Source organism: Maribacter sp. X9 (assembly GCF_048537565.1).
Lineage (GTDB): Bacteria > Bacteroidota > Bacteroidia > Flavobacteriales > Flavobacteriaceae > Maribacter.
Genome location: NZ_CP183215.1, coordinates 1,155,046 through 1,177,641, shown reverse-complemented (window position 1 = coordinate 1,177,641; position 22,596 = coordinate 1,155,046). Strand labels below are relative to the sequence as shown.

The following is a 22,596-nucleotide window of genomic DNA, read 5'->3' as shown; positions in this document are numbered from 1 at the left end:
GCAAAAATAGGAAGTTAAAAACGTCTTTGCGAGCGAAGCGAAGCAAACTGACCGTTTATTGTTTCCAATGATCAGATTACCTCGCTACCCTCGTGAAGACATATTAAGTTATTTTCCCAACATCAACAGTTCTGTACAACGTACCTCGGTAATGTACCGCTTTTCACCTTCCTTGGTTTCGTAGGAACGGTGGGTAAGTTTTCCTTCAATCGCCACTTGTTTTCCTTTGGCCAAATAATTTTCCACGATTTCGGCGGTTTTGCCCCAGGCGACTATATTGTGCCACTGGGTATCGTCCACTTTCTCGCCCTTGGCATTCTTATAACTATCGGTCGTGGCTATGGAGAATTTGGCCAGTTTGGTGCCGCCTTCCAAGTTTACGATTTCTGGGTCCTGCCCTAAGTTTCCAATCAACTGTACTTTGTTTTTTAATGCGTTCATCTTACTAAATTTTATGGTTAAACAGTTCATACGATCAGGTCTCCTTGACTTGACACTGCAAACATAAAAGCAAGTTCAAAAGTTAATTGGTTGTAAAACACTTACTATCGTTTGTTATCGTTTACAGTCGTTTGTAAACTTTTATATTATTTATTATCAGGGAACTAGAGCTTATATTCACTATATCAGTAATATTTCAAAATCAATATATAGATGCCCCTAAAAGGCAATTCCCCTAAAAAAAATTTCAACTTGCCCTATAATGAAATAAATTTTAAAATATCGCAAACATTACCTACATTTAAGTGTAACATAAACACTTTACCATGACAACATCGCCATTAAAGCTTATTAAAAGCTTCTTTTTTATCGCAGCCGTTTTTTTAACTTCAGTAACAATAGCACAGGACGGAACAATTTATCCACTCGAAGCACCTGATGAACCAGAGGCCATTCCTCTAAAGACCGGTGGGGTTGAAAACCAACCCGCTTCAGAGACTTGGTTTAAACAATGGGGGGATCCTATGGCAAGAAATATAACCGAAGCAACCCTTACCCCATTTTTACCCAATCCAGAAAAAGCAAACGGCACAGCTGTCATTGTTACACCCGGAGGAGGGTTTATGTGGCTTTCAATGGGCAACGAAGGATGGGAAGTAGCGGAAGCATTGGCCGAAAAAGGTATCGCAGCCTTTGTCTTAAAATACCGGCTTCAGCCCACTGCAGAATCGCTTGATGATTTCACTGCTTTTATGAATCGTCCACGAACTCCACCATCAGAAACCACAAATTCTGCTGACAAAACAACACCACCAAGTCCTCCCCAACGCGATTTATCCAATCAGTTGGAAGATGCAGAAGCGGCCTATGCCATGATTATAGACCGGGCTGATGAGTGGGGAGTTGACATTAATAGAATAGGTATGATCGGCTTTTCCGCCGGTGCAGGACTCACAATGCATGCTACCTTACATTCCAAAACCATGAAGTTGGCTTTTATAGGTCCTATTTATGGCGGTATGGGGCCAGTTGATGTTCCTAAAGATGCTCCACCTATGTTCAATGCTATTGCTACTGATGATTTTCTTTTTCGCGGACAATTCGGTGTCATAGAATCTTGGTACAAAGCAGGTATACCAGTTGAGTTGCACCTTTACCAAAATGGCGGACACGGTTTTGGTCTAGGAAATCCCGATAGAACGAGTAATCGTTGGTTCGACTCCTTTATGTATTGGCTTGAGGTCAACAAATTTCTTGAAGCCGCTGATATGAAGAAATCAAAGTAAATATTACGAATCTTCAAAATCATCAGTACTATCCAATGTGTGTTCAACTATAGAAACAAACATTGGATAGTTTAAACTTTTACAAATGTTTTAAAATAATTTATTTGTGTTCGGTTTTCATTGGAAGTTCAAACTAAATAATGCAAGTTATATATCCTAAAAACTAGAAAGTTCTTAAAGGCGGATAGCTCAATTTTAAAAGTTCTCGAAGTTTACCTTAGATAATTAAGTTTAAAAAACGAATATTCTTTCTGAAACCTATTTCAGATTTTTGTGAAGGGATCCATGCACTACTATTCCCTTAACGCGTTAACCTCTATTAACTCCCCCATTTGTTACTATTCCATTACTAGCTTTTAAGACTCTTCCACCACAAAATGTTTGACAATTTTAGGTGCTCATTATATAGTGGTATTTCCCAATATTTAAAAAAAGACATTTTTTAACTACCTTAAAACTTTAAATTTCAACTATAATTAAAATGGATTTTGAAATAGTAGACAATCCCGAGCAAAAAAGATACGAGGCGAATGTAGCAGGTGCCGTGGCCCGGATCGAATATATCAAGGCACAGGATAAAATTTACCTTACCCATACCGAAGTCCCCAAGGAATTGGAAGGAAAGGGCGTAGGGTCCGAATTAGTGGCCAAAGTTTTAGCCGATGTTGATGCGCAAGGGCTGACTTTAGTGCCTCTTTGTCCTTTTGTAGCCTTATATTTAAAACGCCATCCTGAATGGAAGCGTCTGGTCATGAAAGGCATCAATATCGAGTAAAACATGGAAAACGAAATCACCAAAGAATATAGTAACGGCGAACTGACCGTGGTCTGGAAACCTAAAAAATGCATCCATTCAGAGGTATGCGTACAGACCCTACCAGAGGTGTACCACCCCAACGAAAAACCGTGGATCACTCCAGAAAAGGCCAGTACCCCGGCACTAAAATCACAGATCGATACGTGTCCCTCTGGTGCCCTCTCCTATTATCTAAACAACCCAAAAATGGAAGAAAAAGAATCCACCGCTAATCGGCCTATCCCTATTACCGTCTTTCAAAACGGCCCATTAAAAATTAAAGGGAACTTAGAGATACAATTAGCCTCGGGAGAAGTGGTCACCAAGGAAGGAACCACCGGCTTTTGCCGTTGCGGTGCTTCGGAAAACAAACCTTTCTGCGATGGTTCTCACCGAAAAATAGAATTCATTGGATAAAAGCTTAACCACAAAGTAAAACGAATGGAACTAGCCATACACAACTGGATGCGTGCGGAGTCCTTAGAACATACCCTCAACAGAATCCATAAATTGGAGTACACCCACCTTGAAATACAGGGGGCTCCGGAAAGTTATGATACTGAAAAGGCCCAACTGCTATTGGATATTTACGGCATCAAATGCTGGGGTTCCGTTACCCTGATGCTGGAGCAACGCAATCTATTGGCCAAAGACCTGGCCCAGCGTAAAATGTCCGTCCAATATGTAAAGGACGTGGCAAAAATGGTGTACGAACTGGGCGGTTCCGTGATATCCCTGGTACCGGCGACCGTGGGTAAGATCGTACCCGATGCCCGTCCGGAAGAAGAATGGGAGTGGGCGGTAGCAGGTATTCAAGAAATTTACAAATACACGGAGGATCACGGACTCAAAATAGGCATTGAGCCCATCAACCGTTTTGAAACCTATTTTATCAACCGTGGGGAGCAAGCCTTGGCTTTGGCCGAAGCCGTGGGTCCCAACTGTGGGGTGTGTCTGGACACCTTTCATATGAATTTGGAGGAAACCGATATGTTCGCCACGATGAAGAAAGTAGGGAAACGGCTCGTCAACTTCCATGTTGCGGACAATAACAGGATGGCGCCTGGCATGGGCCACCTCAACTGGCCCAAAATCATCAAGACCCTGGAGGAAATTGGGTATAACGATGTGCTTTCGGTGGAGTTCTGTGCCCCGTTGGACCGTACCCCTGCCAATCCGTATCCAAATTCCATAGAAACCGACCCCAAGGAACTAACGGCCGAACAAAAGAAATTCCTGGAAGACCACGGAAGTTCTGCCATTACCGATGAGTTCTACACCATGCTCACTAAAAAATCAATCGATACCCTAAAATCACTGCTCCCATGAAAATTGCCAATATAGAAGCCTTTTGGTTGCGTTGTCCCATCCCGAAAGAGAAACAACATTTCTCGGATTATGGCTTGCTCACCAATTTCGATATGACCCTGGTGGTGGTCACCACGGATACCGGACTGCAAGGTTTTGGTGAGGCCAAGGCGGCCGTAGGTTCCTCGGGGTCCTGTGCCTCCATCGTGAGTTGTATCGAACATGAACTGAAACCGCAATTGGTGGGGAAGGATGCACGACATATTTCCCGTATTTGGGAACACATCTATAACGGTACCCGGGACCATTATTCCCTGTCCAGGGGGCGCAAATTTCCTATTTTGGGCCGAAGGGGACTCACCATTTCCGCCATGAGCGGTATCGATACCGCACTTTGGGACATCAAAGGAAAGACATTGGGAGCACCTGTGGTTGAACTGTTGGGCGGAAGTTGTCGTGATAAAATGCCCGCCTACGCCAGTGGCGGATGGGCCAAGGCCGATGCCATTGGGGAACAATTGTTAGGCTACACCTCCAAAGGATTTAGTGGGGTGAAAATGCGGGTGGGCATTATGGACCAAACCGTTGCCGAAAGTATCAAACGGGTTAAAGCGGCACGGGAAGCCTTGCCTGATCATATCAAATTAATGACCGATGCCCATGGCACTTTTAGTGTTCCCGAAGCCAAACAATTCACCAAAGGCGTGGAAGATTGTAATGTATACTGGTTCGAAGAACCCATTAGTCCGGATAATAAAATAGGCACTGCGGAAGTGCGAGTCAATACCTACATCCCCATCGCCGCCGGAGAAAGTGAATACACTGCATTTGACGTACGGGACTTGATTACGGAACGGGCCTTGGACGTACTCCAACCCGATTGTGCCATCATCGGGGGCATTACCGAGGCCATGCGCGTCTCCCAATTGGCACATACGTATCAGTTGGAGCTGGCCCCGCATTGTTGGGGTTCTGCTTTCTCCTTTATGGCAGGACTTTCGGTCGCCTTTGCCTCACCTTCGGCCAACGTTATCGAATTTTCCTTGGGGGGTAACCCGATGATGTACGATTTGGTGGAGGAGCATATCAGCGTGGATGCGGAAGGCATGTTGACCGCGCCCGACCAACCGGGATTGGGCCTCACCCCCAATTGGGATTTTGTAAACGAATTTAAACAGTAGATTATGGCAAAAGCGGTAAAAATAAATCACGTCGCCCTGATAGTCAGTAACTTGGAGGAAGCCTGTAAATTTTACGAAGAGGAACTGGGCCTAGAGGCCATTCCCGCCTTCCTTTTCGATTATCCTACGGCATTTTTCAAGTTCAATGAGGAGCAACAACTCCACTTGACGGAGTGGGAAGATAGCTATTCCTTTCGAGGTCACATTTGTGTGCAGGTGGATGACATCAATACGATTTTCTTTCGGATGAAAGAACTGGGCATTATCGATACCAGACCTTGGGGCAAGGTACGTCAACTGCCCGATGGGGCCATTCAAATGTTCGTTCGTGATCCGTCGGGAAATTTGGTGGAGCTGTCATCGGACCCCAAAATGAAGGATAGCATCGACCCGAAAATTTTCGAGGACGAGCTGTACAAGGAAGGGATCTATGTCTCCGGAAGAAACGATTTTAGGGGATACAAATCCAAGGACGCCACGCTTTACCATAAATCCGATGAGTAAAAACATTTTGTTGCTTGAAACCGTTGCCGATGAGGCGATGCACCTATTGGAAGCGGCGTCGGATATGCGGATTTTGACCGGTTTTGACGAAACAAGCCTTCAGGTACAACTGGCCTCCCATCAAATTGATGCCATCATTACCCGGGGAAAAGGTCAGGTACGCGCTACTTTAATGGAGCAACTTCCCAGTTTAAAAGTCATTTCCCGTTGTGGGGTGGGTCTGGACAATATTGATGTTTCCAAAGCCACCAAAAGAAACATCAAGGTCGTTAATGCCCCCAATTCCAATGCAGACACCATTGCAGAACATACCATTGCGCTCTTGTTAATGCTTCAGCGTAACCTGTACCACGCCGTTACCATGACCAAAGAAAACCGATGGTCAGACCGGGCAACCTATGCAGGTGATGAGACCCATGGCAAAACCTTAGGCATCATCGGTATGGGGAATATTGGTAAAAAGGTGGCCCTCATTGCTACCGCCTTGGGAATGAAGGTAGTGTATTGGAGTGCCCAAAAGGAAGCGGTACCCTACCCCTTTTTAACCTTTGAAGAAGTACTATCGACTTCGGATATCCTTAGTTTGCATCTTCCGCTTACTTCCAAAACGGAAAATCTAATAGACCATTCGGCGTTTTCTAAAATGAAATCCTCGGCACTTTTAATCAATACCGCAAGAGGTGGAATCATCGACCAAAATGCGCTTTACGAGGCCCTACTTCAAAAAAATATTACCGGTTTCGCCGCCGATGTGCTGGCCGAAGAACCTCCCAAGGAAAACGATGCCTTATTACAATTGGACAATGTTCTGGTCACCGCGCATTTGGGAAGCCTAACCAGTACCACCTACACCAAAATGTGCACCATGACCGTTCAAAACACCTTGGCCATTCTTCGGGATGAACCGCCCATGGACAACTGTATTTTTAACCGAACCGAACTGAATCTCAACTAACATCACCATGAAAAGTCTCACAAAATCCTTTTTTGCCACCATCCTATTCATCGCCACCCTCGCTCAGGCCCAAGTGACGGTCAATCCAGAACGTTTGGAACATCGGATCAAAGAACTGGCCCAATTCGGTATGCAGGAAAATGGGGAAACCGAACGTGTTGCTTTTAGCGATGCCGATGTGGCCGCACAGCAGTGGGTGGTTTCACAACTCAAGGGCATGGGGCTTGCCACCACTATCGATTATGCCGGAAATATTGTAGCCAAACGCTTTGGAACCGATAAAAATGCGGCACCCATTTCCTTTGGCTCCCATATTGACCGTGTTCCTCATGGTGGCAACTACGATGGTTGCGTAGGCTCCATGGCCGCTTTGGAAGTCATTGAGACCCTGAACGAGCAGGATATCGCTACCAAACATCCCTTGGAAGTGATTATCTTCTCCAACGAAGAAGGCGGCGTCATGGGCAGTAGGGCCATGGCCGGCCATTTGAACAAAAATGCCTTGCCCGTAACAAATTCCACCGGATATTCCATGGCCGAGGGGATTATGCGTTTGGGCGGTGATACTACCCAAATTGCTGAAGTCGCCCGTAAAAAAGGAGACGTCGCTGCTTTTCTGGAACTCCATATTGAACAGGGCGGAACCTTGGAAAAGGAAAAATTGGATATCGGTATCGTAGAGGGAATCGTGGGACTAAAATGGTGGGAGGTTAAATTTAACGGCTTTGCCAACCATGCCGGCACCACTCCCATGAACGCCAGAAAGGATGCCCTTTTAGCGGCATCCCGATTTATTATTGCCGTAAACGAAGTTGCCACCAGTTTTGACGGTGCGCAAGTGGCCACGGTAGGGCGTATTGAGGCCGAGCCCGGAGCGCCCAACGTGATACCGGGAAAAGTCACAACGAGTTTGGAGATACGGGACTTATCCTCTGAAGTCATCGAAAACGTCTTCACTGCCATTCAAAAACGAGCGGATGCCATTAGTGCGGAATCGGGCGTGGAAATTTCCATCTCACCTTTGGACACTACGGCAGACCCGGCCATTATGACCCCAATCATTCAAAAGGAAATTGAAAACACCACCAATACCTTAGGCCTATCCTACAGGTATATGCCCAGCGGAGCAGGCCATGATGCACAGGATATGGCACTTATCGCCCCTACCGGGATGATTTTCGTTCCCAGCCAAGGTGGCATCAGCCATTCCCCAAAAGAATTTACCTCCGCTTCCGATATGGCCAACGGAGCTAATGTGCTGTTGAATACAATATTGGCTTTGGATAAAAAGCTGGACTAAATGGAAAACTACGAACCCATAGCACTTGAAGTCCGTTTAGAGACTACTTTGGAGACCCTATGGGAAGCTTTGACCAACCCTACTCATATGCGGCAATGGTATTTTGAAAATATCCCCGATTTCAAACCCGAGAAAGGATTTGAGACCAGATTCCAAGTGCAAAGCGAGGAGCGAACCTTTACCCATATTTGGAAAATTACAGAAGTAATTCCCTATCAAAAAGTCTCCTATACCTGGAGGTTTGAAGAATATCCAGGGGAGAGCATATCCCTATTTTCAATGACCGAAAAAAACGATACGACCCTACTAAAATTAGAAAGTCACATTCTTAAACCATTTCCAAAAGATATTCCAGAGTTTAAACGAGAAAGTGGCGTGGCGGGATGGGATTACCTAATCCATAAAAATTTAGTAGCATTTTTAAGGAAATCTAAGGCTTGTTAAGCACCTATCCTGCTTTTATAATCGCTATTTTAGTGAATGCAATCATGAACAACATTTTAAAATGAAAAAAGTACTACTCATCACCATTTACGCTCTAAGCCTAACCATAGGTTTTTCCCAAACCCCAGAAGAAATGGTAGCCGCCATTGAAAAGGAGGGCACGGAAAATTCACAGCTGGAGGAGTTGGCGTATGAACTAATGGATTTGAACGGACCACGGCTTGTTGGGACTTCCGAGATGAAATCGGCCCACGATTGGGCGGTAAGCACCTACAAAAAATGGGGTGTCGCAGCGGAAAATCAACAATGGGGCACCTGGAAAGGCTGGCAACGTGGCGTTACCCACGTGGATATGGTAGCTCCCAGGATAGCTTCCCTTCGTGCAACACAGTTGGCCTGGAGTCCCAGCACCGATAAAAAAGGCGTGACCGCAGCGTTGATCACCCTTCCCAAATTCAAGGATTCGCTTTCTTTTGTAAGCTGGCTTCCCAATGTGAAAGGTAAAATAGTGATGACAAGTATGCTACAGCCCACCGGTAGGCCCGAAGAAAACTGGAAAGAATATGCTACGGAGGCATCCTTTGAAAAAATGAAAAAACATAAGGATTCCTTGGAATCCGCTTGGAACGAGAATATTAAAAACACAGGCTATACAAGTAGGAACATCAATGCCGCTTTTGAAAAGGCAGGGGCAGTTGCCATTGCCCAGTCCCGATGGTCCGAAGGTTTTGGCGCCAATAAAATCTTCAGTGCCGGAACCGAGAAAATTCCGGTAGTGGATATTTCCTTGGAAGACTACGGCATGTTATACCGCATGGTGCAGCACGGTGCAAATCCAGAACTTAAGATTGTGGCCGAATCGAAAGCCCTGGGAGAAGTCCCTACGTTCAACACCATTGCCACCATTCCCGGAACCCAATTTCCCGATGAATATGTTATCCTATCCGCCCATTTCGATTCTTGGGACGGTGGTACCGGAGCCACGGATAATGGTACGGGTACCATCACCATGTTAGAAGCAGCCCGAATCCTGAAGAAAGTATATCCCAATCCGAAGCGCACCATTTTAATAGGCCACTGGGGCAGTGAGGAGCAAGGATTGAACGGTTCACGTGCCTTTGTAGAGGACCATCCAGAAATTGTAGCCGGCGTACAGGCCGTATTCAATCAGGATAATGGAACGGGTCGCGTGGTTCGTTTATCGGGTCAAGGATTTTTGAACTCCTATGAGTATTTAGGCAGTTGGTTAGAGGCCGTTCCTGAAACGTATAAAAACGAAATTGAAACCACGTTCCCCGGTTCTCCCGGCCGTGGTGGCTCCGATTATGCCTCCTTTGTGGCCGCAGGTGCCCCGGCATTTTCCTTAAGCTCCTTAAGTTGGGATTATTGGAACTATACTTGGCATACCAATTTGGACACCTATGATAAAATCGTTTTTGACGATGTGCGTAACAATGCCATACTTACCGCTATCCTGACCTATATGGCCTGCGAGGATCCAGAGAAAACATCACGGGAAAAAGCAGTGTTGGGTAAAAATTCCCGCACCGGTGAGATGATGGAATGGCCAGAGCCAAGAAGTCCGGAACGTAAAGGAGGTCAGGAATAATCGGTTATTCCTGATTTTCAAGCTCGAGGGTATCGGCCGCTTGTAAAGCCTTTTTTATGGCCCTGCTCCAAAGCGCATAGCCTTGTTTGTTCAAATGAAGCCCATCCGATAGGTACAATTCCGGGATAGGTCTATTATCCGTCGTAATCATTTGGGCAAAAACATTGATGTACTGCGCGTTCAGTTCAGAAATCACATATTTGGAGAGTAGCAGGTTCGTTTCCATGATCAACGGAATTAAAGCTTCGCGCTCCACACTGGGCTTTAAACTGATCAAGGCCAGTTCCACCGTAGGATATTTGGCCTTGATCTTATCGACCAACACATGGCAATCCGCCAAGACTTCCTGTGGTGTCCTTCCCGCATTCAAATCGTTTTCGCCAGCATATAACACTATTTTTTCTGGATTCGCTTCTTGGAATATTTCCTCGAAATAGTGGATGCACCAGGCGAAGGTAGATCCGCCAAAACCAAGGTTCACCACATGGAACGGACTCAAATCGCGCTTCATGTGCACCCATAGGCGCACTGACGAACTTCCATAAAAAGCGATGAGGTTTTCTTGGGTTTCCAGTTTAGCGATCCTTCTTTTTAACCGTTTGATTTCATTGCACCACATGGCTGGGGGCTCTTCCATCTGTTCAGTATCGGATGGGGCTAAAAATAATTCCTCCGCCCTTGCTATGGCCTCTTGTACGTATTCTTGATACTGTTCCTGATACTGCTGAACAAAGGCAAAAATATCCTCATTCCGTTTGGAGGCCACCTTCTCGCTGAGCAAAAAAGGTTCCTTAATAGAGCAGTAGTACAGGGATTTACCCATGCGTTGGTCAAAATTCACCATGACCACAGGTACGATATAAGGTTCTGGATCCGAGTGGATGGCCAACTTGAACGCCCCCATCTTGAAAGGCCCGGGAGATTCCTCCGTTCTATACGAAGTGCCTTCGGGACTAATGATCAGATTATACCCATCGCCTAAATATTTGGAGGCCTCACTATAAAAAATACTCCGGGCCTGCTCTTTATGCGCCACAGAGGTTTCTCCAGACTCCTTGGTGTACACATTGATGTAGCCAAGGTTATCGTAATAATTCTGATGTCCGTATTCCTGTCCCTTTCCAATCCGTACCGTACGAATACCGGGCTCCCAATATTTTTTATAGAGCACCATCGCGCTTAAAAAATGGGAATCCAAGGTAATCTGGAAATTATTGTTCAAGGTGTAATAGGTATCGTTGACCAAATGGTTGTAGATGAAGATATTCCCGGTGCCTTCGGGTAAATTATCCCAGCCTTCGATAACGTGTGGCACATTCTGGAACACCTTAGCGGTAATATCCGCACAGGCCTTTCGGTTAACTTCAGGGTCTTTGTTGTTTTTTTCGGCCACACGCTCATAGATTTCCTGTAGCCCGTTCATGAACCTGAACTCTTTTTGGTCCTCTGCCAGCAATTCCAGACTTAAGGATGCGATATGCCGCTCCAAAGCAGTGCCATCCTCAACTAATTTCAGCAGGATATCATAGGCGAACTGTTTGGTATGGTTACTTTTTAACAAATGTGGTACGGGGTGTAAAGGCGATGATAGCAATAACCGCGATTTGTTATTGCGGATCAATTGGTAAACGGCCTGTAGGTTATGTTTGCCCAATAAGCCCACATAGCGAACAAAAGCGGCATTGAGCTGATTGCCCATCAACCATAATAACCGTTGGTAAAACTGCCCCTCAAAAGCGTCATCTTCCTTGAAAAACCGCATCAACTCATTTTCAGGAATAAAATAGGCCGATGTCTTTGTACTGGTAATGGCAGAACAGATATCCTTTTCTTTAAGCAAACAGGACCAGCCAAAAATAAAACCGGAATTTTTTATCGAACGCTGTCTAATTTCTATGGTATTCTCGATCCGTTTGATGGTGACCTCGCCATGGATCAAGATGAACAGACCGTTACTGGACCCCTCCTGTACGTACAGCACCTCATCGGGTTCATATTCCCTACGTTCGGCAAACGCCGCTAGGGCCATCAGGTATTTTTCCTCAAAAAAATCGAGAAACGGGGAACGTCTCATCAGCGAAACGATTTCCTCCTTTTCGGCCGTAGGCGATATAAAGAATTGACGGTCCTCCACAAAAGGTTGAAACCGGACCGGATTCAATAGCTCGGTCTGTTTCAAAAGAGCCGACTCCAACAAATGGTACAATTTGGCTCCAATATGCTTTAATAGGATGTTTTGATGGCCCTTGCGCAAATAACTTTCCAAGTCCTCGAACGGTATTTCAAAGAAACTGGCTTGATGCGACCCCACTATGGCCTTGTAGGTATACCGTTTAGGGGTGTTGAAGCCATTAAGGCCAATCGTGGTGTACGGTTCTGAATTCTGACAGACCAGCACATCATTTTCAGGGTTTTCTAGGGAAATGTAATAATTGACACTTCCTTCCAACAACCATTTAAAGGTGCGTACTTTTTTGTGAATGTAGCAAATGACGTGTCCCTTTTCATATGACTTTCGAACGCCGGAAGGGAAATATTCCTGAAGGTTTTTGATCGTGATTTCTTCTTCTAAAAAGGACTTTTTATGCTTCATGTAGCAACTAACTTAATCCGTTTTTTTCAAAAAAAGAAGTCGCCGTAATATTTAAACCGAATTGCTATTTCAAGGTTTTGATTTTGGAAATACCGTAAATTTTATACGGTAATTTCTAGAATCATCAAATACCATTTTCTTCGCTCTTTATTTACATTCGCTTTTATTATCTTCCCTTTCTCAATTTCCAAAACCGACCACACCATGAAAACCATCCGTATTCTAGTTCTTCTCCTTTTCATCACGCCACTTGCCTTGCAGGCGCAACGCCGAAAAAACAAAACCACTGAACCCACCATCACCTTGGAAGATTCCCTTTTCCAAGGCTTACAATGGCGAAATATCGGTCCGTTCAGGGGAGGCAGAAGTGTCGCCTCCACCGGAGTTGTGGGTCAGCCCATGACCTATTATATGGGAACCGTTGGCGGAGGAATCTGGAAAACGGTGGATGACGGAATTACTTGGAACAACGTTTCGGGCGGATTTCTTAAAACCGCGACCGTGGGGGCGGTGACCGTTTCTGAAAGCAATCCCAATATCGTTATTACCGGTATGGGCGAACACGCGGCCAGAGGGGTGATGACCTCCATGGGGGATGGTGTGTATAAATCTACCGATGCCGGAAAAACCTGGAAGCATATGGGATTGGAAGAAACACGGCATATATCGGACGTGATTATTGACCCCACCGATCCCAATATTATATTCGTATCGGCCCAAGGTGCACAATACGGCCCTAGTGCCCAACGGGGCATCTACCGTTCTACGGATGGTGGGGAAACATGGGAGAACGTACTTTTCGTGGATAACATTACGGGGGCTTCTTCCTTGTCCATGGACATGAACAACCCGACCATTTTATACGCGGCCATGTGGCAGCATAGACGTTTTCCTTGGACGATGGAATCTGGAGGAAAAAATTCCGGTATTTATAAATCTACCGATGGAGGTTCTACCTGGAACCAATTGACCGAAGGTTTGCCTAAGAAAATGGGGAAAATAGGAATATCGGTTTCTCGGGCCAATCCAGAACTGGTATTTGCCGTCATCGAGGCCGAAGGTGAAAAAGGAGGCGTCTACCGATCGGACGATGCAGGTAAAAAATGGACCCAGGTCAATAAAGACCGCATCAACATTACCCGTTCTTGGTACTATATGGAAATCTTTGCCGATACCCAAAACGAGAATATCGTGTACGTCTTGAATGCCCCCGTAACGAAATCGATAGACGGTGGTAAGTCGTTCACCCCCCTGTCTACGCCCCATGGGGATAACCACCACTTATGGATAGACCCCTTGAACAATCAACGCATGATCAATTCGAACGATGGAGGCGCCAATATTTCCAACAACGGGGGAAAAAGTTGGAGCACCCAGGAAAACCAGAATACCGCCCAATTTTATAGGGTAATTACCGATAACCTGGTGCCCTATCATGTCTATGGAGGCCAACAGGACAACTCGACGGTCGCCATAGCCTCAAGGACCAACGATGCGGGAATCGACTGGAAGGATTGGTATGCCGTCGCCGGTGGAGAGAGTGCTTTTTTGGCCTTTGACCCAGACAATCCGCAATTGATCTACGGTGGCACCTATCAAGGGAATATCGATAAATGGGATGCGCGTACCAAGGAATCCAAACCCATCAAGGAATACCCGGAACTTGGTCTGAGTATTTCTCCCGAAGATGCCAAATATCGGTACAACTGGAACGCCCCCATCATTACCTCACCCCACAATCGTAAAACCATCTATCACGGGGGCAATGTCGTTTTCAAATCGACCGACGAGGGACAGAGCTGGACCGTTATTAGTCCGGATTTGACACGCGATGAAAAGGATAAACACGGACTTGGAGGGACCCTTTTTACCAATGAGGCTGCCGGTGGTGAAATTTACAATACGCTAACCTATATGACGGAGTCTCCCCATGAGGAAGGTGTCATTTGGACCGGTAGTGACGATGGCTTGGTGCATATCACCAAAGACGGTGGTTCCAATTGGACCAACGTTACCCCCGAAGGTATCAAAGAAGGCATTATCAATAGCATAGAGGTATCACCACATGACCCGGCAAAGGCCTATCTCGTGCTGATGCGCTATAAATCGATGGATTTTTCCAATTACATTTTTAAAACATCGAACTATGGGACTACCTGGACCAAAATCACCAACGGAATTACGGGCGACAACACTTTTACGCGGGTAGTTCGTGAAGACAAAAAGGTAAAAGGTCTTCTCTATGCCGGTACGGAAACCGGATTGTTCATATCCTTGGATGATGGTATGCACTGGCAGCCCTTACAGTTAAACTTACCCTTGACCCCTATCAACGACCTTACCATTCAGGATAATGATTTAATCGCGGCCACTGCGGGTAGGGCGTTTTGGATTTTGGATGATATTGCCACCTTTCAAAACATAAGCACCCCCAAACAGGAGGCGAACCTATTCAAGCCAAAGGATACCTATTTATTCTTGGGAGGTTCAAGTGACAAACCGGTTCCGGGCTTGGGCAGTAATCCCAAAAGCGGGGTTACGATCGATTATTATTTAGCCGAAAAGCAGGATAGCACGACCGTTACGTTAGAAGTGTTGGAGAATGGCAACGTCATCCGTACGTTTACCAACCAGAAACCGAAGGATTTTAAATCATGGCCGGGCGGACCTTCCAAACCCAATGTGCTCCCTTCCAAAAAAGGCTATAATCGTTTTACTTGGGATTTTAAACGGGAAAGCCTCCCCGCCGTGGATAAGGTCTTTGTACTTGGAGGTCACGATGGCTCGACCGTTGGTCCGGGTACCTACACCCTAAAATTAACCTTGGGCGATACCGTTTCAGAAACCACGGTCACCATTTTACCGCGGCCCGAACTCAAGGGCACTCCCGCCGATTATGCAGAACAGCAAGAACTCCTAAAAACCATAGAAGCTACCGTTGTGGAAATTCACACGGCCGTGAACGCCATGCGCTCCGCGAAATCACAATTGAACCAATATGCCGAACTTTTAACGAACAACGAAAAAGCTGAAGGCCTTTTAAAGCAAGGGGATTCCTTGGTCAAACGCATTACCTCTTGGGAGGAGCACCTGATCCAACCCAAGCAAAAGACCTTTCAGGATGTCATCAATTTTGAGAACCAACTGAATGCGCAATTGTTGAACCTAAGGGGATATATCGATGTGGCCGAACCACAGGTTACCGAAGGAGCCAAAGCTAGGCTACAAGATGTGTTGGCCGAATGGAGAACCTTCAAAGTGGAACATGACGCCATCATCAATACCGAAATGGCCGCCTATAACACCTTGTACAGAAGCTTGGATATTCCGGCGATTATTTTCTCCATAAAAGATTAAGTAAATCTTAAATTATGAATGATTTCAATACTTCTGAATACAAGGTAACATATCTTCTTGGCGCGGGAGCAAGTGCAAAACAATTACCTACAGTAAAAGGAACAGGCAATAATGATGGTATTGCCCATATGATTAAATATCTATCTAATGATTTAAAACATGAAAAAGGCATTGATTCAAAATATGACTATTTCATAAAAGAAATAATCAGTGACCTAGAATGGCTTAGTGAAAATTCCATTAAATATGGAACACCTGATACATTTGCAAAATTTCTTTATTTAAAAGATAGAACAAGTATTCCAAGGCTTAAAAGAGCCTTATCTTTTTATTTTACTTACGAACAATTCATTAAAAATAAAAAAGATATAAGAGCCCTAGTATTTTTAATCACCGTCATGCAGACAGGTTCAATTTTTCCTTCCAACATTAAAATTTTAAATTGGAATTACGATTTTCAGGTACAAATAGCAGCTGAAAATTTTATTAAGGAAGAAATCTACAATATATCGGGTGCTACCGTTCATAAACCACCGCTGATTGAATATTATCCTTCAATAGGCAACGAAATGATTGTCAATAATAATGAGAATAACTATGAGCATGCAGCGATGGTTCACCTAAATGGTATTGCAGGTTTTTATTTTGAACAGAAAAATAAACATATTCTAAATTATTTTACAAACCGAACCCTTGAAAACACAAATCAACTAATTGAAGGTTATACCAATAATTTAGATGAAAAATATGATTTATTAACTTTTGCATGGGAGAAAAATGAAGCCTCCAATTATCTTAGAAAAAGGCTAGAAATTGCAAAAAGTATAATCTCCGAATCTGATATATTAGTAGTGATTGGCTATTCCTTTCCATTTTTCAATAGGGAAATGGATTCTGAAATTTTCGAGGCATTGAAGTCAAGTGAAAAATTTAAGAAAATCTATTATCAAGACCCGTTTAGAACTGGTGATTTTTTGAAAAATCAATTTCAATTATCCAATAAGATTGAGATAGAGCACATAAAAGAAACAGAAAATTATTTTATACCATTAGAATTATAGCCCTATATATTAATGATGAATAAACCAATCGAATCAAAAATTTATAAAGCAACGGATTTTACCAAGACCCGACTTCCAAGAGAAGAATACGAACACTGTGTTTTCGAAGCTTGTGATTTTTCAAATGGCTATTTGGACAATCAAAGCTTTATGGAATGTGAGTTCATCGATTGTAATTTAACCAACAGCAACATTGTAAACACGACCTTTAATGAGGTGAAGTTTTCGCACTGCAAGTTAATGGGCATGGGCTTTTCTACATGCAATAGCTTCTTGATGAATTTTAGTTTTTTCGATTGCAACCTGAACTTTTCCAATTTTTCCCATTTAAAATTAAGTGGTGTTCGCTTTGTAGATTGCAAGTTACAGGAAGTCGATTTTTCAGCTGCCGATCTGAGTAGGGCCCAATTTGATTCTTGCGATTTAAGTCGGGCGATTTTCTTTTCGACCAACCTGGAAAAAGCGGATTTTAGAACGGCGACCCATTTCAGTATGGATCCCGAGAACAATAAAATGAACGGTGCCATTTTTTCAAAGGGAGGGCTTGCGGGACTCTTACAGAAATACAAATTGAAAATTCTACCCTAATGCTTCATAAGGTACACCATATTGCCATCATTTGTTCCAATTATGAAGTGTCCAAAAGCTTTTATACAGAGATATTGGGCTTGGAAGTCGTACGGGAAGTCTACCGAGAGGAACGCAAGTCCTTCAAATTGGATCTGGCCTTGAACGGACAGTACATCCTGGAATTGTTCAGCTTTCCCAATCCCCCGAAACGTCCTTCCAGACCCGAAGCGACCGGACTTCGGCATTTGGCCTTTGAGGTAGAGGATTTGGAAAAGACGATCGCTCATTGTAGTTGCCTTCATATTCCGGCAGAACCTATTCGGGTCGATGAATTTACCCAAAAGCGGTTCACGTTTATCGCCGATCCCGATGATTTGCCCATCGAGTTTTATGAAAAATAAACTGCGGTCGTTCGCAACCGGATAATTTGTATCTTGTTTCAAATACCTGACCATGAGAATCGTACTCTTATTTATCCTTTGTTCTGCCAGTTTTCTACACGCCCAAAACACGATGTCCTTTGAAGAAGGAACGACCAGTCCGCGAGCCACCTTAAAAAACATTGAATGGCTAAGTGGTCATTGGAAAGGGGAAGCTTTTGGCGGTATCGCGGAAGAAATATGGAGTCCGCCCATGGGCAACAGTATGATGTTCTCTTTTCGACTGGTGGCTGAAGGAAAAGTTAGTTTTTACGAATTCGGTCATATTATAGAAACCGATGGAACGCTGATCTTACAACTAAAACACTTCGACCCCAATTTAATGGGCTGGGAGGAAAAAGAAGAAACCATCAATTTCGCCTTGGTAAAGGTAGAGGACAACAAATTGTACTTTGACGATTTTAGCATAGAGCGAATTTCCGATCAAGAGATAAACATGTATGTGGTGATAGAGGAATCTAATGGTAGTGAAAATGAAGTTCAATTCAATTACCACAGACAGTAATGGAAAAGAAAAAGTGCTTGGAGTGCGGTAAGGAAGTTATGGGACGTATCGACAAAAAGTTCTGTAACGACTATTGTCGTAATGCCTACAACAACAAAGTCAATCCCGAGGCTAAAAATCTGATACGCAACATCAACAACCGACTTCGAAAAAATTATCGTGTGTTGGATAGCTTTAACCTGACCGACGGAAAAACAAAAACCACCAAGACCAGTTTGTTGCACAAAGGTTTTGACTTTGACTACATCACCAATCTTTACACGACCAAAAAAGGAACGACCTATTATTTCCTCTATGATTTGGGTTACCTACCCTTGGACAACGACTATTATATGATCGTAAAGCGAGAATGATTTTTTGGCTGTTGGCTGAAAATAAAAAAAGCTTCCGTTTGGAAGCTCTTTTTAATCTCACTACTCTGTACTCAATGCTAAATACTAACTACTCAGTACCCATCTATTTCCAATTATGCCCACTTAATTTAAGTGCGGCGATAACGATATCCTTTCTACTGATTTGTCCGACTAAAATCCCACTCTTCATAACCGGAAGTCGTCTTCTATTGTGCTGGGCAAAAATACCGGCAGCATCAAAAATAGAGATGTCATGAGGTATGGTCTCTACAGTTTTGGTCATGAATTTCTCCACGCTTTTATCCAAAATAGGCTGATTAAAATAACGGCTTTCAGAAATCTGTTTCATACAATCGGCTTCGGAAATGATGCCCACCAAAAAACCATTATTGTCCAAAACGGGCCCCCCGGAAATGTGATGTTTAGCGAATTTCTCCATTACCGCCAAAATAGACTCATCCGGCGAAAAAGTGATTAACTTAGTGGTCATGTAATCGGCTACCAAAATTGGGGCCTCAAATTTTTTTTTAAATATCTTGCGAACACCTTGAAAGCTTTTGATTCCCATAACAGTTTATTTAAAGGTTGATTACTAAAGATAACAAATAATATGACATTTCATAATATAAGTTACTGTATATCAATTATTTTTCAATATTTTATGACTTTCAATACGAATTAAACGATCATGAAAAAAACCCCTACCGTACTGAGCCTATTGTTGATCATCGTGGCCATTTATTGGAGTTTTGAATCTCAAATGCCCACGTATTCCCCGAAAAGCAAAGTCTTGGAAACCTCCTTTTCAACCGATAGAGCTTTAGAACATGTTAAGGAAATTTCTCGTGAACCACATGGCGTAGGTTTTATAGGGCATAAGAAAGTTAAAACCTATATAAGCTCAGAACTTGAAAAATTAGGTCTAGAAACCTCATTTCAAGAGGGATATACCGCAGGTGATTGGGCTAATTTAAGCAAGGCCGAAAACATATTAGCACGCATCAAAGGAAGCGGAAACGGTAAAGCCTTGGTATTGTTGAGTCATTATGATAGTAGTCCGCATTCATCCTTAGGGGCTAGTGATGCTGGCAGCGGGGTTGCAACGATCCTTGAAGGTGTGAGGGCCTTTTTAAAAACAAATCCTACTCCAAAAAACGATATAATCATCCTCATATCAGATGCAGAAGAACTAGGACTGAACGGGGCCGACCTCTTTGTTGATAAACATCCTTGGCTAACAGATGTAGGCCTAGTACTTAATTTTGAAGCACGCGGAAGTGGTGGAGCAAGCTATATGTTGATGGAAACCAATCGTGGAAACAGTCGTTTGATATCCGAATTCATAGCGGCAAATCCAGAATTTCCAGTAGCGAATTCATTGGCATATAGTATTTATAAAATGCTCCCTAACGATACCGATTTAACCGTTTTTAGGGAAGATGCAGATATTGAAGGTTTTAACTTTGCCTTTATCGATGATCATTATGATTACCACACGGCCAATGATAACTATGAGCGATTGGACCGGAATACTTTGGCGCACCAAGGAAGCTATCTCATGCCTTTACTGGCCCATTTCAGTAATGCCGATTTGAGTACCCTAAAAAGTTTAAGGGATAATGTATATTTCAACGTACCCTTCTTTAAAATGGTAACCTACCCATTTGACTGGATCTTGCCTATGTTTATTCTTGCCATAATCTTCTTCATTATCTTATTGATTTTAGGGTTCAGAAAGAAGGTATTGAACGGTACCGATATCTTAAAAGGGTTTCTTCCTGTTTTATTTTCCTTATTGATCAATGGCTTGGTAGGTTATTACAGCTGGGTGCTATTAAAATGGGTTTATCCCAGCTACCAAGATATCTTACAGGGATTCACCTATAATGGTCATGCCTATATTTTCGCCTTCACACTATTTTCGCTGGCTACTTGCTTTTATGCCTATCATCGGTTCAGGGTCGTAAAAACGGCCAACCTTTTAATAGCCCCCATATTCCTATGGCTGATCATTTGTGGTTTAGTCTCCGTTTACTTAAAAGGTGCTGCATTTTTTATAATACCGGTGTATAGTGTTTTGGTCGCCCTGTACATTCATATCAACCAAAAAAATCCGAATCCCTTTTTACTGGTATTCTTAGGAATACCTGCCCTGTTCATATTCTCCCCTTTCGTAAAAATGTTTCCTGTAGGACTCGGGCTTAAAATGATGGTCGCCACCACCCTATTGACTACCTTGATCTTTTTCCTACTATTGCCCTTATTCAGTCGATACCGAAAAAAGGGTGCGCTGGCATTTCTCTGTTTCTTACTGTTTGTAGGGTTTATGGTCTCAGCGCATATGAAATCTGGATTCAGCAACGAAAGCCCCAAGCCTACTAGTTTATTATATGTATTGAATATTGATGAAGACAGCGCAATTTGGGCCACTTACGAGCATGAACCGTCAGATTGGACCGTTCAATACATTACCGATACCCATTTAGCGGATGGCACTTTAGCCAAAAATACCATTAGTAGTAAATACGGGTCTAGCTTCACTTATACAGATGAAGCTCCCATAAAAAATATCCCTGCGCCAATGGTCGATATACAAATGGATACTGTCGTCAATGCCACACGAAAACTTCGTATTTGCATTACCCCGCAACGCCCCATTAACCGTTTAGAGGTCTTTACCAATGAGGTTGAGCTACAAAAGGCCGATATTAACGGCATTCCCCTTTCAGATTATTTTTTACAGCATAGAGGAAAGGGTAAATTGGTCACCCATTACATTAGCGACATTCAGTATACCGAACTTGATTTGGAATATTCGGCTGATACAAAGTTGGAACTGACGATTTACGAAGCATCGAACGATTTGCTAAACAATGATCTCTTTACCGTACCACAAAGACCTGAAGACCAAATTCCCATGCCCTTTGTTTTGAACGATGCAATTTTAACCATTAAAAAAATAAGTTTTGAGTAACCGCATAGGTATTATAGGCTGTGGCTGGCTAGGACTTCCTTTAGCCGAAGAATTACAAAAGACAGGTTTTACTGTTAGCGGCACAACTACCAGCAAAGTAAAGCTATCCTCATTAAGGGAAAAAGGCATAAATCCTTACCAAATTTCAATTTCGGAAAACAAAATTGAAGGACCTATTGCCGAATTCCTAGAATCAATTTCACTCCTGATAATTAATATCCCCCCTGGATTAAGAGGTAAAGGACCGAAGGAAAGTTATGTGGCAAAAATCAAATTACTATACGAGGCCATCAAAAAAACCGATCTAGAAAAAGTCATTTTTATTAGTAGCACCTCGGTTTATGGAGATGTGGAAGGAATCGTGACTGAAAATACAAGGCCTATACCTACGACGGAATCTGGGAAACAACTTTTGGAATGTGAAAACATGTTTAAAAAAGACCCAGAGATAAATTCAAACATCATACGTTTCGGCGGATTAATAGGTAAGGATCGGCATCCGATCACCATGCTTTCTGGAAAACAAAATCTTAAAGACGGTAATGCCCCGATTAACTTAATACATAAAAATGATTGTATCGGTATTATTAAGCTACTCATCACAAAAGACCATTGGGGGGAAATTCTGAACGCCGTTTATCCCGATCATCCGACAAAAGAAAGCTATTATTCAAAAGAGGCATTGAAAAGAAACTTGCCTCCCCCTACGTATGAATCGAACAACCACAACGCTTCTAAATTAATCGATACTTGTAGTGATTTTCTTATTAACAATTACAATTTTTTCACACCTATAAATTAAATATTCACCACTAAAACGAGCAATTTCACAACAAAATCAAGCATTTTTAGTTAATATATTATTGATTTTCAGATACTTATCGATGTATGACATACCTTTGAACAACTTATAAAACCA

The 22,596-nt window shown here is 43.3% G+C and carries 21 protein-coding genes; 18 read left to right on the top strand and 3 right to left on the bottom strand.

The window, feature by feature from the left end:
- Positions 1–108 precede the first annotated feature (108 nt).
- Positions 109–441 carry a single-stranded DNA-binding protein gene (locus ACNR9Q_RS05010; RefSeq protein WP_419213517.1) on the bottom strand — a complete coding sequence of 111 codons (333 nt, stop codon included), beginning with the start codon at positions 439–441 and terminating at the stop codon, positions 109–111.
- Positions 442–767: 326 nt separating this feature from the next.
- On the opposite strand from ACNR9Q_RS05010, the gene ACNR9Q_RS05005 reads away from it, so the two are divergent.
- From ACNR9Q_RS05005 to ACNR9Q_RS04960, 10 genes are all read left to right on the top strand, one after another.
- Positions 768–1,727 (top strand): alpha/beta hydrolase, encoded by a 960-nt coding sequence (locus ACNR9Q_RS05005; RefSeq protein WP_419213516.1) that lies wholly within the window; start codon positions 768–770, stop codon positions 1,725–1,727.
- Between the two features lie 481 nt (positions 1,728–2,208).
- On the top strand, positions 2,209–2,502 hold the full coding sequence (locus tag ACNR9Q_RS05000; RefSeq protein ID WP_419213515.1) for a GNAT family N-acetyltransferase: 294 nt from the start codon (positions 2,209–2,211) through the stop codon (positions 2,500–2,502).
- A 3-nt stretch (positions 2,503–2,505) separates the two neighbouring features.
- Positions 2,506–2,940, top strand: a complete 435-nt coding sequence (locus ACNR9Q_RS04995; protein ID WP_419213514.1) for a (4Fe-4S)-binding protein — start codon at positions 2,506–2,508, stop codon at positions 2,938–2,940.
- A gap of 24 nt (positions 2,941–2,964) precedes the next feature.
- Complete coding sequence (locus ACNR9Q_RS04990; RefSeq protein ID WP_419213513.1) at positions 2,965–3,852, top strand: sugar phosphate isomerase/epimerase family protein; 888 nt, start codon at positions 2,965–2,967, stop codon at positions 3,850–3,852.
- Complete coding sequence (locus ACNR9Q_RS04985) at positions 3,849–5,012, top strand: mandelate racemase/muconate lactonizing enzyme family protein (RefSeq protein WP_419213512.1); 1,164 nt, start codon at positions 3,849–3,851, stop codon at positions 5,010–5,012. Before ACNR9Q_RS04990 ends, ACNR9Q_RS04985 begins: the two co-directional genes overlap by 4 nt.
- A gap of 3 nt (positions 5,013–5,015) precedes the next feature.
- On the top strand, positions 5,016–5,516 hold the full coding sequence (locus ACNR9Q_RS04980; RefSeq protein ID WP_419213511.1) for a VOC family protein: 501 nt from the start codon (positions 5,016–5,018) through the stop codon (positions 5,514–5,516).
- Complete coding sequence (locus ACNR9Q_RS04975) at positions 5,509–6,471, top strand: 2-hydroxyacid dehydrogenase (protein ID WP_419213510.1); 963 nt, start codon at positions 5,509–5,511, stop codon at positions 6,469–6,471. The genes ACNR9Q_RS04980 and ACNR9Q_RS04975 overlap by 8 nt, the downstream gene beginning before the upstream one ends.
- 7 nt (positions 6,472–6,478) lie before the next feature.
- On the top strand, positions 6,479–7,771 hold the full coding sequence (locus ACNR9Q_RS04970) for a Zn-dependent hydrolase (RefSeq protein WP_419213509.1): 1,293 nt from the start codon (positions 6,479–6,481) through the stop codon (positions 7,769–7,771).
- Positions 7,772–8,215, top strand: a complete 444-nt coding sequence (locus ACNR9Q_RS04965) for an SRPBCC family protein (RefSeq protein WP_419213508.1) — start codon at positions 7,772–7,774, stop codon at positions 8,213–8,215.
- Between the two features lie 61 nt (positions 8,216–8,276).
- A complete protein-coding gene (locus tag ACNR9Q_RS04960) occupies positions 8,277–9,824 on the top strand; it encodes a M20/M25/M40 family metallo-hydrolase (protein WP_419213507.1) in 1,548 nt (515 codons plus the stop codon).
- A gap of 4 nt (positions 9,825–9,828) precedes the next feature.
- Here the strand turns inward: ACNR9Q_RS04960 and ACNR9Q_RS04955 are convergent, their stop codons facing one another.
- Positions 9,829–12,417 carry a cyclic nucleotide-binding domain-containing protein gene (locus ACNR9Q_RS04955; protein WP_419213506.1) on the bottom strand — a complete coding sequence of 863 codons (2,589 nt, stop codon included), beginning with the start codon at positions 12,415–12,417 and terminating at the stop codon, positions 9,829–9,831.
- A 204-nt stretch (positions 12,418–12,621) separates the two neighbouring features.
- On the opposite strand from ACNR9Q_RS04955, the gene ACNR9Q_RS04950 reads away from it, so the two are divergent.
- From ACNR9Q_RS04950 to ACNR9Q_RS04925, 6 genes are read left to right on the top strand one after another with little or no spacing between them, the layout of a single operon-like run.
- Positions 12,622–15,774, top strand: a complete 3,153-nt coding sequence (locus ACNR9Q_RS04950; RefSeq protein ID WP_419213505.1) for a VPS10 domain-containing protein — start codon at positions 12,622–12,624, stop codon at positions 15,772–15,774.
- A gap of 14 nt (positions 15,775–15,788) precedes the next feature.
- Positions 15,789–16,835, top strand: coding sequence for a hypothetical protein (locus ACNR9Q_RS04945; RefSeq protein WP_419213504.1), 1,047 nt, complete (start codon positions 15,789–15,791; stop codon positions 16,833–16,835).
- 15 nt (positions 16,836–16,850) lie between these two features.
- Complete coding sequence (locus ACNR9Q_RS04940) at positions 16,851–17,423, top strand: pentapeptide repeat-containing protein (RefSeq protein WP_419213503.1); 573 nt, start codon at positions 16,851–16,853, stop codon at positions 17,421–17,423.
- Entirely contained in the window at positions 17,423–17,806 is a 384-nt protein-coding gene (locus ACNR9Q_RS04935; protein ID WP_419213502.1) for a VOC family protein, read from the top strand. Before ACNR9Q_RS04940 ends, ACNR9Q_RS04935 begins: the two co-directional genes overlap by 1 nt.
- A gap of 52 nt (positions 17,807–17,858) precedes the next feature.
- Positions 17,859–18,350, top strand: coding sequence for a DUF6265 family protein (locus ACNR9Q_RS04930; RefSeq protein WP_419213501.1), 492 nt, complete (start codon positions 17,859–17,861; stop codon positions 18,348–18,350).
- Positions 18,350–18,703 (top strand): hypothetical protein, encoded by a 354-nt coding sequence (locus tag ACNR9Q_RS04925; RefSeq protein WP_419213500.1) that lies wholly within the window; start codon positions 18,350–18,352, stop codon positions 18,701–18,703. The genes ACNR9Q_RS04930 and ACNR9Q_RS04925 overlap by 1 nt, the downstream gene beginning before the upstream one ends.
- A gap of 103 nt (positions 18,704–18,806) precedes the next feature.
- Here ACNR9Q_RS04925 and ACNR9Q_RS04920 read toward each other — a convergent pair whose 3' ends face one another.
- On the bottom strand, positions 18,807–19,271 hold the full coding sequence (locus ACNR9Q_RS04920) for a CBS domain-containing protein (RefSeq protein WP_419213499.1): 465 nt from the start codon (positions 19,269–19,271) through the stop codon (positions 18,807–18,809).
- Between the two features lie 120 nt (positions 19,272–19,391).
- Here ACNR9Q_RS04920 and ACNR9Q_RS04915 point away from each other — a divergent pair, with 120 nt between their 5' ends.
- Positions 19,392–21,677, top strand: a complete 2,286-nt coding sequence (locus ACNR9Q_RS04915; protein WP_419213498.1) for a M28 family peptidase — start codon at positions 19,392–19,394, stop codon at positions 21,675–21,677.
- A complete protein-coding gene (locus ACNR9Q_RS04910; RefSeq protein WP_419213497.1) occupies positions 21,670–22,479 on the top strand; it encodes an NAD-dependent epimerase/dehydratase family protein in 810 nt (269 codons plus the stop codon). The genes ACNR9Q_RS04915 and ACNR9Q_RS04910 overlap by 8 nt, the downstream gene beginning before the upstream one ends.
- Positions 22,480–22,596: the final 117 nt, after the last annotated feature.